Annotated in this window: 16 protein-coding genes and 2 pseudogenes; 13 read left to right on the top strand and 5 right to left on the bottom strand. The window is 68.9% G+C overall.

Annotation, left to right across the window (positions count from 1 at the left end):
* The first annotated feature begins 126 nt into the window (after positions 1-126).
* From ABZX02_RS23730 to ABZX02_RS23715, 4 genes are all read left to right on the top strand, one after another.
* On the top strand, positions 127-933 hold the full coding sequence (locus ABZX02_RS23730; RefSeq protein ID WP_355300741.1) for a metal-dependent hydrolase: 807 nt from the start codon (positions 127-129) through the stop codon (positions 931-933).
* A 78-nt stretch (positions 934-1,011) separates the two neighbouring features.
* A complete protein-coding gene (locus ABZX02_RS23725; RefSeq protein WP_355300740.1) occupies positions 1,012-2,529 on the top strand; it encodes a PHP domain-containing protein in 1,518 nt (505 codons plus the stop codon).
* Positions 2,526-3,008: a hypothetical protein gene (locus ABZX02_RS23720; protein WP_355300739.1), complete on the top strand. Its 483-nt coding sequence runs from the start codon at positions 2,526-2,528 to the stop codon at positions 3,006-3,008. Before ABZX02_RS23725 ends, ABZX02_RS23720 begins: the two co-directional genes overlap by 4 nt.
* Before the next feature lie 10 nt (positions 3,009-3,018).
* Positions 3,019-3,963: a ribose-phosphate pyrophosphokinase gene (locus ABZX02_RS23715; protein ID WP_355300738.1), complete on the top strand. Its 945-nt coding sequence runs from the start codon at positions 3,019-3,021 to the stop codon at positions 3,961-3,963.
* A 1-nt stretch (position 3,964) separates the two neighbouring features.
* Here the strand turns inward: ABZX02_RS23715 and ABZX02_RS23710 are convergent, their stop codons facing one another.
* Positions 3,965-4,591, bottom strand: a complete 627-nt coding sequence (locus ABZX02_RS23710) for a TetR/AcrR family transcriptional regulator (protein WP_355300737.1) — start codon at positions 4,589-4,591, stop codon at positions 3,965-3,967.
* A gap of 110 nt (positions 4,592-4,701) precedes the next feature.
* Here ABZX02_RS23710 and ABZX02_RS23705 point away from each other — a divergent pair, with 110 nt between their 5' ends.
* From ABZX02_RS23705 to ABZX02_RS23695, 3 genes are read left to right on the top strand one after another with little or no spacing between them, the layout of a single operon-like run.
* A complete protein-coding gene (locus ABZX02_RS23705; RefSeq protein WP_355300736.1) occupies positions 4,702-5,751 on the top strand; it encodes a medium chain dehydrogenase/reductase family protein in 1,050 nt (349 codons plus the stop codon).
* Positions 5,748-6,221: a TetR-like C-terminal domain-containing protein gene (locus ABZX02_RS23700; protein WP_355300735.1), complete on the top strand. Its 474-nt coding sequence runs from the start codon at positions 5,748-5,750 to the stop codon at positions 6,219-6,221. Before ABZX02_RS23705 ends, ABZX02_RS23700 begins: the two co-directional genes overlap by 4 nt.
* Positions 6,218-6,793 carry an ABC transporter permease gene (locus ABZX02_RS23695; RefSeq protein WP_355300734.1) on the top strand — a complete coding sequence of 192 codons (576 nt, stop codon included), beginning with the start codon at positions 6,218-6,220 and terminating at the stop codon, positions 6,791-6,793. Before ABZX02_RS23700 ends, ABZX02_RS23695 begins: the two co-directional genes overlap by 4 nt.
* A gap of 5 nt (positions 6,794-6,798) precedes the next feature.
* On the opposite strand, the gene ABZX02_RS23690 is transcribed toward ABZX02_RS23695, so the two are convergent.
* The gene (locus ABZX02_RS23690; protein ID WP_355300733.1) at positions 6,799-7,134 is read right to left on the bottom strand and encodes a hypothetical protein; all 336 of its coding nucleotides are present in this window, start codon (positions 7,132-7,134) and stop codon (positions 6,799-6,801) included.
* A gap of 80 nt (positions 7,135-7,214) precedes the next feature.
* Here ABZX02_RS23690 and ABZX02_RS23685 point away from each other — a divergent pair, with 80 nt between their 5' ends.
* Positions 7,215-7,808 (top strand): helix-turn-helix domain-containing protein, encoded by a 594-nt coding sequence (locus tag ABZX02_RS23685; RefSeq protein WP_355300732.1) that lies wholly within the window; start codon positions 7,215-7,217, stop codon positions 7,806-7,808.
* On the opposite strand, the gene ABZX02_RS23680 is transcribed toward ABZX02_RS23685, so the two are convergent.
* The 3 genes and pseudogenes from ABZX02_RS23680 to ABZX02_RS23670 all read right to left on the bottom strand — a co-directional run bounded on the left by ABZX02_RS23680 (position 7,805) and on the right by ABZX02_RS23670 (position 8,721).
* Complete coding sequence (locus tag ABZX02_RS23680; RefSeq protein WP_355300731.1) at positions 7,805-8,065, bottom strand: Prokaryotic metallothionein; 261 nt, start codon at positions 8,063-8,065, stop codon at positions 7,805-7,807. The genes ABZX02_RS23685 and ABZX02_RS23680 overlap by 4 nt on opposite strands.
* 20 nt (positions 8,066-8,085) lie before the next feature.
* Positions 8,086-8,456, bottom strand: a pseudogene (locus ABZX02_RS23675) (MmcQ/YjbR family DNA-binding protein).
* Between the two features lie 188 nt (positions 8,457-8,644).
* A pseudogene (locus tag ABZX02_RS23670) lies at positions 8,645-8,721 on the bottom strand.
* 105 nt (positions 8,722-8,826) lie between these two features.
* Here ABZX02_RS23670 and ABZX02_RS23665 point away from each other — a divergent pair.
* From ABZX02_RS23665 to ABZX02_RS23645, 5 genes are all read left to right on the top strand, one after another.
* On the top strand, positions 8,827-9,942 hold the full coding sequence (locus tag ABZX02_RS23665) for a DnaJ domain-containing protein (RefSeq protein ID WP_355300730.1): 1,116 nt from the start codon (positions 8,827-8,829) through the stop codon (positions 9,940-9,942).
* Between the two features lie 161 nt (positions 9,943-10,103).
* Positions 10,104-10,742 carry an RICIN domain-containing protein gene (locus ABZX02_RS23660; RefSeq protein WP_355300729.1) on the top strand — a complete coding sequence of 213 codons (639 nt, stop codon included), beginning with the start codon at positions 10,104-10,106 and terminating at the stop codon, positions 10,740-10,742.
* Between the two features lie 121 nt (positions 10,743-10,863).
* Positions 10,864-11,430 carry an HhH-GPD-type base excision DNA repair protein gene (locus ABZX02_RS23655; protein ID WP_355300728.1) on the top strand — a complete coding sequence of 189 codons (567 nt, stop codon included), beginning with the start codon at positions 10,864-10,866 and terminating at the stop codon, positions 11,428-11,430.
* A gap of 52 nt (positions 11,431-11,482) precedes the next feature.
* Positions 11,483-12,448, top strand: a complete 966-nt coding sequence (locus ABZX02_RS23650) for an esterase-like activity of phytase family protein (protein ID WP_355300727.1) — start codon at positions 11,483-11,485, stop codon at positions 12,446-12,448.
* Positions 12,449-12,486: 38 nt separating this feature from the next.
* Complete coding sequence (locus ABZX02_RS23645) at positions 12,487-13,866, top strand: serine/threonine-protein kinase (protein ID WP_355300726.1); 1,380 nt, start codon at positions 12,487-12,489, stop codon at positions 13,864-13,866.
* Positions 13,867-13,934 lie beyond the last annotated feature (68 nt).

Here is a 13,934-nt window from a genome sequence, read left to right as displayed (position 1 = left end):
GTGCTCCCTCATGGCTACCACGACGAGCGCAACAGAACCGCCTCGCCATGCGTGTTGAGAAACGACACGGTTCGAACGTGCGAGCGATAAAGTCTCTCCGTCGGGTGATCATCAGAAGGGGCGTAAGTGTCAACTGGGCCAACACATGCGATGAGTGGACTGCTCGCCTGGAGCGCCGTCACCGCACTCGCGTCGAGCCACCCGATCGGTCAGCTCTCGCCGCAGAGCTGGGCCGTCGGCGCGGTTCTCGCCACCGGAGCGGCACTCCTGCCCGACCTCGACCACCCCGGTTCGACCATCTCGCGCACGTTCGGAGCACTGAGCGGAGGGCTGTCCGCGGGCATCAACGCGTTGAGCAGCTTCGTCTACCGGACGACGCGGCTGAAGCGGGATTCCAAGCGAGATGGCGGACATCGCGGCCTCACGCACACGCTCGTCTTCGCGTTGTTCTCCGCCGTCTTCACCGCCGCGGTCGTGCAGAACAGCCAGAAGTGGGCGCTGCCGGTGCTCATGTTCGTGTTCGCCGGTCTCGCCGTGCGCGGCATCATGAACGACTGGTGCCCCAAGCAGGACGCGCTGTGGATCACGGTCGTCTCGGCGGGCATAACGTGGGCGATGATCGCCTGGACGTCGCAGACGGACGCGTCCGCGGCGGCGTGCGGGATCGCGGTCGGCATCGGGTGCTTCGCGCACTACATCGGTGACGCGATCACCGAGCAGGGCTGCCCGATCCTGTGGCCGATCCCCATCATGGGCAAGACCTGGTACCCGGTCGCGCCGCCGAAGATCATGCGGATGAAGACCGGTGGCGTCGTGGAGATGGCGATCGTCGGGCCGGTCGTGACGATCCTGTCGATCTGGCTGGGGCTCGCGGCGTTGCAGGGGACGGGCGCGCTGCCGTTCCTGGACTGGGTCGATCTGCTTCCGGTCTAGTTCATCCGGAGTCCACCTGCGGCTCACCCGTTCGCTCTAGCCTCCACGGACCCCGATCTGTCGTGTGGAGGTCCAGCCATGTCCGAAATAGCCCGCAGACGCTTCCTCCAGGGAGCGGGCGTGCTCGGTGTGGCCGGTGCGGTCGGCACGGGCCGTGCGTCGGCGTCGGGCCAGAAGTCGGGCTATCAATGGCTTTCCGGCGACCACCACACGCACACGCAGTACTCGTACGACGGCATGTACACCATCGAGCAGCAGATCCGCGGCGCGTTGCGGCACGGCACGGACTGGCTCGTCGTCACCGACCACGGCCACGCGTCGCACGAGGCGCACTCGGTCGAGGCGACGGCATCGGACGTGCAGCGCGCACGGCAGAAGTTCCCGCAACTGCTGCTGTGGCACGGCATGGAGTGGAACGTGCCCGGCGCCGAGCACGCGACGTTGTTCTTCGAGGACTGCCGGGACGAGGCCGGCGTGCTGCGCGACTTCGAGCGGCAGTTCGACTGGCGGCTGAACGGCGCCGAGGCGTCGACCCCGGCCAACGAGGCCAAGGCGCTGGACGCGGTCCGGTGGCTGCAGACCAAGATCCGCAACGGCACGATGAAGTCCGCGCTGGTGTTCGTGAACCACCCGATGCGCAACGGCCGGGTGGCGCCGCACGAGTTGAGGGCGATGCGCGACCTGGCTCCGGACATCGTTGTCGGCATGGAGGGCGCGCCCGGAGCGCAGGGCGACGGCGACCCGGTGCGCGGACCGGGCGGGTACCGCGGCGGCTACGCGAACAGCCCCGGCGCGAACTCCTACGCGCCCTTCCCGCCCGAGGCCTACCGCACCTACGGCGGTTTCGACTGGATGACGGCGAAGGTCGGCGGCGTGTGGGACGCGCTGCTCGCCGAGGGCCTGGGCTGGTGGATCACCTCGAACTCCGACTCGCACTTCAACTCGCGCGACACGATCGTCCGCGTGCCGGAGCCGGGCGACCAGTTCGACCGCACCGGCAAACACCTCGACCCGGTCGTGGGTGCCGTACCGCAGGTCATGCCGCCGTACGTCGACTTCTTCCCGTGCGAGTTCTCCAGAACCGTTGTCGGCGTGACGCGACGGACGCGCGGTGCGCTCATGGAGGGCCTGCGGGCTGGACGGTCGTGGGTGTCGCACGGCGGCCTCGTGGACGATCTTCGCTTCCGAGTTTACGCATCCGGCGGAACGGAGACGATGGGCGGCCGGCTGCGCGTGCGCCGCGGCTCGGACGTGACCGTGCTGGTCAAGGCCCGTCTCGCGACCCGGCCGAACAGCGCGGGATTCATCCCCAGGTTGCGCCGTTTGGACCTCATTAAAGGGGCTGTAACCGGACGATCATCATCTGAAACGTTGGCCACGCCACATGTGAAGGTCGAGCGATCCTACGAGCCGCGCTGGCACTATGCGGTCTTCACGCACACGTTCCGCAACGTCCGGGAGCCTTTTTACATCCGGTTGCGCGGAACCGACGGCAACCGCGGCGCGTTCGAACCGCAGGCGGACGCACCGGGAGCCGCGAACCCGTGGGAGGACCTGTGGTGCTACACCAACCCGATCTTCGTGGAGGTCAGGTGACCAGCACCTTCGTCGGCATCGACGCCGGCTACGAGAACCGCTGGGAAGCGGAGAAGATCGCGCTCGAGCTGCACGACACCGTGCTGACCACGGCCCGAACGGTCGTGGTGCACGAGGTCGAGGGCCACTACGCGATGTCCTTCCTCCTGCCGGTGCCCCCGTCCGACGCAGTGGTGAACTCACTGGTCGCGCAGGGCTTCGGTGTTTCCGTACGTGGCGCTTCCTCGGCACGTCAGGTAGGTCCGGAGGCGCTTCGAGTAGGCGCCTCCACTGCTGCTGAGGCACATCAGTACCGGCGCGAGGGGCGCGCTCTGCGCTACCAAGGCCAACGCTCGTTGCGCGGCCGTCACGGCGTCTCGGACATCTTGGCGTTCACGGCCATAGAGGCCGTTCTGCCGCGAGGCACGCACACGGTCGACACGCGCGGGAACCTGACGCCGTTCTTCCGCGACGGCAAGTTGGTGCTGGTCATCGACTAGGTTTCGGGGTGTGCGTGACATCGCTGTCTTCAGTGGTTCTGCCCATCCCTCACTCGCCGCCGAGATCTGTGGTCACCTCGGCGTCGAACTCTCTCCCAGCCGTTTGACGCGGTTCGCCAACGACTGCCTCGAGGTGCAGTTGCAGGCGAACTGCCGCGAACGGGACGTGTTCCTGATCCAGCCGCTCGTGCCGCCGGTGCAGGAACACCTCGTCGAGCTCCTGCTGATGCTCGACGCCGCCCGCGGCGCCTCGGCGGCGCGCACGACCGTCGTGCTGCCGCACTACGCCTACGCGCGTTCGGACAAGAAGGACGCGCCCCGGATCTCGATCGGCGGCCGCCTGGTCGCCGACCTGATGGTGGCCGCGGGCGCGTCACGGGTGCTGGCGATGACGTTGCACTCGCCGCAGGTGCACGGGTTCTTCTCGGTCCCGGTCGACCACCTGCACGCGCTGCGCGAACTGGCCGCGCACTTCTCCCAGCACGACCTGTCGAACACCGTCGTGGTGTCGCCGGACCTCGGCAACGCCAAGGAGGCCGCGCACTTCGCGCGGATCCTCGGGCTGCCGGTCGCGGCCGGCGCGAAGCAGCGGTTCGCCGACGACAAGGTGCAGATCTCGACGGTCATCGGCGACGTGGCCGGGCGGGACGTGATCGTGCTGGACGACGAGATCGCCAAGGGCTCGACGGTGATCGAGCTGCTGGACAAGCTGCGTGAGCGCGGCGCCGGGTCGATCCGGGTGGCCTGCACGCACGGGCTGTTCTCGTCCGGGGCGCTCGACCGGCTGCAGGCCTTCGACGACGTGCTGGAGATCGTCGCGACGAACACCGTGCCGATCCCGGCCGAGAAGGCCGTGCCGAAGCTGAAGGTGCTGTCGATCGCGCCGGCGATGGCCGAGGCGATGCGGCGGATCAACGTCGGCGAGTCCGTGTCGACCCTGTTCGAGGCTCCCTAGTTCACTTGAGGTGCGCGAGTGCCTTGATCAGCCGGTCACCGACGTCGGCGGGTCCGGGCATCTTGCGCACCACGGCCCGCTGGTGCGCGAGCCCGTGCAGCCCCAGCCACAACGCCACGGCATCGCCGTAGAGGTCGTCGCTGGCGTGCGCGATCCCTTCCTCCACGCACGCGCCGAGGACGTCGACGAGCAGCGTGAACGCCTCGACTCCCAGTGAGTCGAGGTCGGCGTCGGTGATCGAGGTGTCCTCGACCGACGGTGTCCACAGGCCGCCGAACATGATCCGGTAGCGCTGCGGGTGTTCGTTCGCGAAGTCCAGGTAGCCGTTGCACACTGCGAACAGCCGTGCGCGCGCATCACGCGGTGCGTTGTCATCGGCTTCGCGCAGGACAGTGGTGAGCTTGTCCATCTCCCCCTGCACGACCGCCAGCATGATCGACGGCTGGTCCGCGAAGTGCGGGTAGATCGACGGCGCCGCGATCCCCGCCTTGCGGGCGACCGAGCGCAGCGTGACCGCGCGTTCGTCGCCGCCCTCGTCGAGCAGGGCCAGGGCCGCCGCGATGATCTCGTCCCGCAGTTTCCCGCCCTCACCACGGCGGTTGCGCCTGCGCGGTTCCGTGTTCGTCACGCTCGTAACCATACACCTGAAAGTTTATGGGTGTTAGGTCTTGCGCTCGTGAACTTACGGGCGTTAGCTTATGTCCGTAAGCACAACCGAGACCGCGAGGAGCTCCCACGATGAACGCCACGACCGCCACCACCCGCGCCACCGAGATCGTCCTGCCGGGTGTCGTCGAGCCCGACGGCCTGCACGTCCGGGTCCGCGACCTGCCGGCGCCGGGCAAGGGCCAGGTCGTCCTGCGGATGGACGCCACGGGCGTCTGCTTCGCCGAGCAGCAGATGCGCCTGGGCAAGTACTACGACCAGCCGCCCTTCCCGTTCGTGCCCGGCTACGACCTCGTCGGCACGGTCGTCGCCGCCGGTCCGGACGTGGACCGCGACCTGCGGGGACACCGGTTCGCCGTGGTCACGAAGGTCGGCGCGTGGGCGAGCCACCTGATCGTCGAGGCCGCCGACCTGGTGCCCGTGCCCGACGGCGTGGAGTCGGCCGCCGCCGAGACCGTGGCCGTCAACGGCGTCACGGCCTGGCAGATGCTGCACCGGACCGCGAAGGTGAAGCGCGGCGACACGATCGTCGTGCTCGGTGCGAACGGCGGGGTCGGCTCGACGCTGGTGCAGCTCGCCCGCCACGCCGGCATCAAGGTCATCGGCACGGCGTCGCCGCGCCACCACGACGCCGTTCGCGAACTGGGCGCCATTCCCGTCGACTACCGCGACCCGACCATGTACGCCAAGATCCGCGAACTCGCGCCGGAGGGCGTCGACGCCGTGTTCGACCACGTCGGTGGGCCCGCGCTGCACGACTCGTGGGCGCTGGTGCGGCGCGGCGGCGCACTGGTCAACTACGGCACGGCCGCGACGAAGGACGAGCCGGGCAGCGGCATGCTGCCGGTGCTCAAGCTGTTCGGGCAGCTGATGATCTGGAACCTGCTGCCCAACGGCAAGCGCGCGGGCTTCTACAACTTCTGGGCCGGCAAGCGCTTCCGCACCGCCACGTTCCGCGCCCGTCTGCGCGAGGACCTCGTGCAGGTGCTCGAGCTGGTCAAGGCCGGCGTGCTGACCCCGCAGATCGCCGCGCGCATCCCGTTGTCCGAGGCCGCGTCCGCGCTGGCACTGGCCGAGTCGCGCACGGTGCTGGGCAAGGTCGTCATCGTCCCGGAGCCGTGAGCAGGCCGGGCTGCCGCCAGGCGATCGTGGCGGCGGCGACCGCCCTGGTCGACACGGACCACGCCGTGACGCTGCGGGCCGTGTCCCGCGCGGCGGCCGTCCCCACCTCGTCGATCTACCAGCAGTTCCCCGACGCGACAGCGATCTTGCTGGCCGTCTGCCACCAAGCGTTCCACGAGCTCGAAACGGCCGTTCTGGACGCGCCCGACGCCTACGCGGCGGGCCTCGCGTACCTCGACTTCGCCGTCCTGCACCCCCGCCGCTACCGCGTGATGTTCGGTGCGGCCGACCTCTCTCTCGAGGCGTTGCGGCTCTTCACCCAGGTCCTCTCGGACCCCGACCGCGCCCTCACGTTCTGGCTGGGCCTGCACGGCCTCGCGGACCAGCGCGCCTCGATCCGCCGCTCCCCCCAGTTCACCGTCATCGCCCCACGCCTGATCACGTCACTAGTCTTCGAGGAGTCACCATGAACGCCACCGCCGTCCGCGCCACCACCGTCGCGTCCGCCGAGGTCGACAACCGCGCCGCCTACCTGGGCTTCGCGTTCGCCTACGTCTTCGGCCACGGCGCCGCGCTGCTGTCCCGGGCAGAGCTGGTGACGATGCCGGCGTGGCTGCCGATCGCACTGCTCGCCACCGGCCTCCTCGCCGGCACCGCCTTCGCCATGACCGCGTCGCTGCGAGCGCAGAAGGTGGCCACCGAAGCGCGCCGACGAGCCGAGAAGCTGGTCGGCACGGCCTGGATCACCGGGTTCACCGCACTCGCGTTAGCGGTGACCGGCCTGAGCACGGTGTTCGACAAGCCAGAGCTGCAGACCGTGCTGTGGCCCGCCGGCTCGACCATCGTGGTCGGCCTGATCTACATCGCGGAGGGCGCGATCCGCGGCAACGCCCTGCACTACAACCTGGGCACGTGGCTGATGCTGGTCGCCGCCGCGACGCTGTTCGTGCCGGGAGCCGGTTTCTTCGGCGTGCTGGCCGTGCTGGGCGGCGGCGCCTACCTCGTGGCGGCGTTCCTGGAGCGCCGACGCCTTGCCGCTTAAGGCTTCTAGAGCTGCACTCGCACCGTGACACGACCTTTGTCGTCACGGTGCGATGTCGCGTGTCCGGTCCGTTGGGCGCCATCGAGTTCGAGGGTGAGCGGACCACCCTCGCCGTTGAAGTTGCGCCACCACTTCTTGGCGTCGGGCATCATCACCCTGATGTCAACGGTGTCACCTTTGCGTTGGTAGCCAACGGGTGTGGAGAACGTACGGCCCGACTTGCGGCCCGTGTAGGACACGACCGTGATCCCCTTGCGCACGAGCTTCCCGACGAGCGGCGCGTCGCGCAGCCCGACGACGAGCCTGTTGACGCGGTTCACGATCGGGCTTCTGAAGTCCATGCTCCGACCGTAGCCTGCTAAGTGGAGACCCCCGTCCACTTGAGGCGAAGTGAGAAGAAGTGACTGCCGAACCGTCTCAGATGCGAGCCGACGCACGCGAGAACCGCGCACGGGTGCTGACCGTCGCACGGGAACTCTTCGCCGAACGAGGCCTGGACGTGCCGATGGCCGCCATCGCGCGGAGGGCCGGCGTGGGCGTCGCGACGTTGTACCGCCGCTTCCCGACCAAGGAAGCGCTGGTCATGGAGGCCTTCACCGAGCAGTTCGCGGTGTGCCAGGGCGTGATCGACGAGGCGCTGACCGACCCGGACCCGTGGCGCGGCTTCCGCACGGTGATCGAGCAGGTCTGCCTGCTGCAGGCGTGCGACCGCGGCTTCACCGCGGCCTTCACGGCGTCGTTCCCGGACCTGCACTCGGAGGTGCGCGACCGCACGTGGGCGGGCTTCAGCGCGTTGGTGCAGCGGGCGAAGGACAGCGGTCAGCTGCGGGCGGACTTCTCGCCGCACGACCTCACGCTGGTGCTCATGGCGAACGGCGGCCTCGCCGGGGTACCGGTGGAGGTCGCCGTCGCCGCGTCGAAACGGCTGGTCGCCTACCTGCTGGAGGCGTTCCGGGCGGGCACGGACGCGTTGCCGCCGGCCGTGCCGCTCAGCCTGGACCTGGTGCTGAGTTAGCCGGGATGCGCGCCCACGGTGTCGCGGATCATCGCGCCCAGGTCCGCCGAGCCCGAACGCGCGCAGTGGGCGCAGCAGAAGAACTTGCCCTCCACCTCCACGCCGTGCCCGATCACCCGGCAGTCGCAGTGCTCGCAGCGCGGCGCGAGCCGTTGGATCGCGCACTCGAAGCTGTCGAACGTGTGCACGCCGCCGCCGACGGTGCGCACCTCGAACGCCATCCAGTAGTCGTTGCCACAGACGTCACAGGTCGCCATGCGCGGAAGACTGCGGCAGGTCAGTCGGGTCGGCAACTCGAAGCGTCGAGTTGCGCGACCAGCGTCTTCGGGGCAATCACCCGATAGGCGTCCTCGACGAGGTCGGCGACGACGCCCCAGTCGAGGTCGACGTCGAGGTACACGCCGAGCCAGCCGCGGTGGCCCACGTACGGCGGCCGGAGTAGTGCTCGGGGTCCTGGGCGACCAGGGTCTCCTGGACTCCGGGACCGGCCGCGCACCAGAACCCCACGCGGTCGTCGTGGTGGTGGTCGGACAGCGTCACGAAGGTCTTCTTGCCGCGGACGAACCACGTGGGCTCGCCGTGGCTCAGGCGTTCGGTCACCTCTGGCAACGCGAGGCAGAGGCGGCGCAGGTGTTCGAGTGCGTCCACCCGGACATCCTGCGCCACCTGTCGAGGGTCGGCCGGTCCAGCCGCGGCCGCGGAAACCGAGGTCCAGCACCATCTTGCTCGTCGGGAGACCGTTGCGACTCGACGACGAATGCGGTGCCGCCGGCCCTACGTGCCGCTCACACTGTCCACAAAGGACTTCGCTTCGCAGGAATCCCCAGGAGAGAAAGCGGGACCGGCCGGATTCGAACCGGCGTTCTCCCTCCCCCGTTCAGGAGGGCGCGTCGACCACTGCGCTACAGGCCCCTCGCCACCTCGTCCTTCACACTAGACGGCGAAGGGCGGGCCGTATGCCCTGCGAAAGTGTTGGACCCAATAAGGTTCACGGACCAACCTCGAACTGGACGGTGTCGTGCCAGGGATCGACTACTACGAGTTGCTCGGTGTGACCCGGGGCGCCAGCGCCTCGGAGATCAAGTCGGCCTACCGCTCGCTAGCCAAGGTCATGCACCCCGACGCGGGTGGGACGTCTGGCGGCTTCCGCCTGCTCCAGGAGGCCTACGAGACGCTGAAGGACCCGGTCCGCCGGGCCGACTACGACCGCCCCGCACGGCCCGCGCCGACGGTCGTCCGCCCGCAGACACGCCCACGACCTCGCAGAACAGGTCACACGGGCAGGCTGCGCGACTTCGGCGACGACCCGAACTTCATGGCGCCGCGCCCCCGCGTCGACCTCGGTTCGATGGAGTGGTGGCACCGCATCGACCTCGGCGCGCGGGTCCGCTACGTGCCCGCCACCGGCCTCGGCCACGCCCCCGCGGCGGCCGCGATCGGTGGGTGGTTCGTCCTGCTCATCCCGTTGACGATGACCTTGTCGCCACTGCTGCTCGCCGTCTGGCTGCCGCTCGTGGCGGCCGCCGGTTACGGGGCGTTCCGACTGGTGCGCCGCTACATGACGGTCGCGCGGGCCGAACGGGCGTTCGCCGGCGAGTACGACGGGAACACCATTTTCGGCCGTCCGGGTGAAAACAGACGCGAACGGCTGACCGCCGGATTGCTCACCGAGTACATGACCCAACTACCGGGCGTGCGCATCTTCCACGGCCTCGCCTGGCCGGGCTCGGTCTTCACCGACATCGACCACGCCCTGCTGTGCGGCCGCCGCCTGGTCCTCATCGAGTCGAAGTCGTGGCTGCCCGGCCACTACTACTGCGACGAGGACGGCGAACTCTGGCGCAACGGCCACCCGTTCCGCGGCGGCGGCACCCAGCTGCTGGAGGGCGTCGAGCGCTTCGCCGAACTCCTGCCGTGGCTCGAGATCCGCGGCGCCCTGCTCGTCTACCCGAGCCGCGCCGGCGAGGTCACGTGCGACGACGACCTCGACTTCGAGGTGCCCCCGATGACCCCCGAGCAGTTCGTGAGCGAGATCGGCGACTGGCTGGCCGACGACCCGGCCACGGTCGACCGGGAGGCGTTGCGCGTACTCGTGCGCCAGGTGGTCTCCGAAGTGCGCGTCGCGGGCGCCTGAAGTCGTTTCATCCCCCACGAACGACCCGGCCGATCACGACAAAATGACCCTTGACGGACGACTGCCGATTTGAAAGATTGGCGTTGTTCCTGGGGGAGCAACTTAGCGTCGGGGGACGCCCTCCCATGGATTTCTCAGTCGGCAAACATGGGGGACAGATAGTGAAGAACATCGCGCGCAGAGTTTCCGTTGCCATTGCGGCTGCCGCCGCCCTGATGTCCGTCGCGATCTCGCCGGCCTCGGCAGCACCGGACCTCGAGCCCTACCAGATCCCGAAGCTGGGCGGAGCCGCCAAGACCGCCGCCGTCGCGGGCGGGGCCGTGTGGACCCTGATCGTCCCGAAGACCAACGACCCGAAGTTCGGCTCGACGGCGCCGCGCTGCGCCGACGTGGCCTGGAACTCCGTGGACAACGGTGCCCGCACCATCCTGTTCGACTGCTACGGCACGAACAACCAGAAGTGGGGCCCGATCTGGGTCGAGTCCGACAGCCAGTACGGCACCGCGATGTTCGTGAACGCGAACTCCGGCAAGTGCCTCGACCTGGCCAACGGCTCCGCGGCCAACGGCGCTCACGTGATCCAGTGGAACTGCCACAACGGCTCGAACCAGCAGTGGGACGTCGTCCTGCCCGCCGGCGCCGACCCGCAGACCCACGTCTGGCCGGTCCTGTTCAAGAACCGCGCCACCGGCAAGTGCCTCGATCTCGACAACGCCAACACCGTGAATGGCACCGGTTTCCTGCAGTGGGACTGCCACGGCAACGCCAACCAGCTGTTCACGCTTTACCTTCCGGAATAATCATCTGAAGTACACCTGAAGTGGCCGCCCGCACATTTCCGCGGGCGGCCATTTGGTGTTTCACGAAACAGCACCGCCCCACCCCCGGCGATCTTCTGCCGGGCATGCGATCCTTCTCGTCATGACTCGGACGGTGTGCCTCGCGCAGAACCCGGACGCGGACGCACTCCTCGCGTCGGACATGTTCGCGCTCTTGACCGGCATGTTGCTGGATCAGCAGATCCCGATGGAGAAGGCGTTCTCCGGCCCCAAGGTCCTCGCCGACCGCATGGGCGGCCTGGACGTGCACCGCATCGCCGACGCCGACCCCGAGGCGTTCGCCTCGATCATGGCCACCCCGCCCGCCGTGCACCGGTTCCCCGGCTCGATGGCCAAGCGGGTGCAGGCGATGGCGCAGTACGTCGTCGAGACCTACGACGGCGACGTCACGCGGATCTGGTCCGACGGGGACGGGGCCGCGGTGTTCAAGCGGCTCAAGGCGCTGCCCGGGTTCGGGGACCAGAAGGCCAAGATCTTCCTTGCACTTCTGGGCAAACAGTTCGGCGTCCAGCCCGAGGGGTGGCGTGCCGCTGCCGGGCACTACGGGGACGAAGGAAGCCGACGTAGCGTGGCCGACGTGCGCGACCAGACGTCGTTGCTGGAGGTCCGCGACTTCAAGAAGGCCGCGAAGGCCGCTGCCAAGAAGTAGCCGCGCCGTTCGTCGTCTGGTGCACTGGACGTACGCCGCCAGCCTGCACGGGGTGCGATCGCGCCTCGTGGGAGAAGGGGCGTTTGCGTTGCGCATCAAGGTGATCGGCGTCTTCACCGTCCTCGCGCTGGGTCTGGCGTGCGTGCCCGCGGGGGCCGCCACGTCGTGGCCGGGCGACTCGGCCACGAAGTACGCGGACGGGACCAACGTCTTCGGCACGAACCTCAGCGGGCTGTCGTTCGAGAGCTCAGGGGTCGTGTGGGCGGTCAAGAACGGGCCCTCGACGCTGTACCGGCTCGTGCCCAGCGGGAGCACCTGGAAGGTCGACCAGAAGCGGTCCCTGAGGTTCGCGGACGGGCAGGGTGATCCCGATGCCGAAGGGGTCGTGAGCACGCCGGACGGGCTCTTCGTCGCTGTCGAGCGCGACAACGACGACGGGGACGTGAGCGCGCCGATGATCCTCAAGTACGGCACCACCGGCGGCAACGCGGTCGGTGAGTGGGAGCTCGGGGGCATGCCCGAGGTCGACCCCAACGACGGGCCCGAGGCGATCTCGTGGGTGCCCGACACGTACCTCACGCGCAACGGCTTCAAGGACGACAGCGGCAAGACCTACGACCCGGCGGACCACCCCGGTCACGGCACCGGGCTGTTCTTCGTGGGGCTGGAGGCCACCGGCGAGGTGTACGTGTACGCCTTGCAGGGCACGAGCGCGAAGCTGCTCAGCAGGTTCGCGAGCGGGCAGAGCCAGGTGATGGACCTGGAGTTCGACGGCGCCAAGCTGTGGAGCATCTGCGACAACCACTGCAGCGGACGCACGACGACGCTGACCATCAGCAGCGGGAAGTTCAAGGCCACGGCCACGTACAACCGGCCGTCGACGTTGCCGAACGTGAACCTCGAGGGCTTCGCGATCTCGCCGAGCTGCGTCAACGGCAAGAAGGTCGTCCTCTGGGCGGACGACGACAACACGAGCAGCCACGCGCTCAGGAGTGGCGCGCTGACCTGCACGGCCTAACCGGAGCTTTGTCGGGGTGCGGAACTATGCTCCCGCGCGTGACCGCACCCCACATCCCCGGCCTGACCGAGCTGAGACCGTTAGGCGCGGGCGGGTTCGCCACCGTCTACACCGCCCACCAGGCACAACTCGGTCGCGACGTGGCTGTCAAGATCGACAACCGGGTGCTCGCCGACGAACGGGACCGGCGGCGGTTCCTGCGCGAGGCGCAGGCGGCGGCCAAGCTGTCCGGCCACCCGCACATCATCGGCATCCACGACGCGGACATCACCGTCAACGGCACGCCGTACATCGTCATGGAGCTGTGCACGGGCGGTTCGCTCGCCGACCAGCTCGACAACCACGGCCCGCTGCACCCGGAGCAGGTGCGCGACCTCGGCATCAAGCTCGCGGACGCGCTCGCGGCGGCGCACCAGGTCGGAGTGCTGCACCGCGACATCAAGCCCGGCAACATCCTCGTCGACCGCTACGGCACGCCGAAGCTCGCCGACTTCGGGCTCGCGGCGCTGCTCGACGCGCAGGGCGGCAGCACGGTCACGCGGGACGCCCTGAGCCCGAGCTACGCGCCGCCCGAGGCGTTCGCGATGGCCGAGCCGACGCCGCAGGCCGACGTCTACTCGCTCGCCGCCACGCTCTACACGTTGCTCGCCGGCAAACCGCCGCGCCCGGTGCCGTGGCCCATCACCTCGTTCGACCAGCTCGGCGAGATCCTGCGCCGGCCCATCGTGGCGGTGCCCGGGGTGCCTCCGGCGATGCACGAGGCGCTGGCCCGCGCGCTGCACCCGGACGCGAACCTGCGCACGCCCAGCGCGGCGCAGCTGCGGGACGAGCTGATCGACCCGATGCGGATGCCGACGGTGCCGGTGCCTCCCCCGCCGAAGCGCAGGACGTGGCCGCTGGTCGCCGGGGCCGCCGCGCTCGTCGTGCTGCTGGTGGCGGGTTTCCTGATCTGGAACCCGTTCGGCGGCAAGGAGCAGACGAACGCGCAGGGGCCGGGTCCGGCGACGACGCAGCCGGGTGGCGCCGAGGACATCCCGCCCTACCTCAAGAAGTGTGGTGAGAGGTACTGCATCGACCAGTCGACCTGCTTCCGCGGGATCGTCAGCATCGGCGGTCAGGCGGCCTCGGCGCGCAAGGTCGGCAGCTGCTCGAGCGAGCACTACTGGGAGGCGTTCGGTGGCGGCTGGCTCTCCGGGGAGATTCCGGACGTCGACTCCGACGAGCTGCTGGAGTCCGTCGAGGTGAAGGACGTCTGCACGCCCGAGGTGATGAAGGCCGCCACCCGGCCGACCGTCGACACCACCGGCTGGGAGAGGACGGCCGTCGGCTTCAAGGACGGGTCCCGCAACTACTTCCTCTGCCTGGCCTCGCAACCTGGGGCGGGAGAGGTCTTCACCAGCGCGTTCGGCAGCAACTAGAAATCCACTTGCGACGGTCGCTAACGTAGACCGACGTGCGTGTTCACGCCGATTTGATCATTGCTGGA

It is taken from the genome of Lentzea sp. NPDC003310 (assembly GCF_040610935.1).
GTDB lineage: Bacteria > Actinomycetota > Actinomycetes > Mycobacteriales > Pseudonocardiaceae > Lentzea.
Note: the sequence above shows the minus strand (reverse complement) of the source record. Positions and strands in the feature narration are given on the sequence as shown.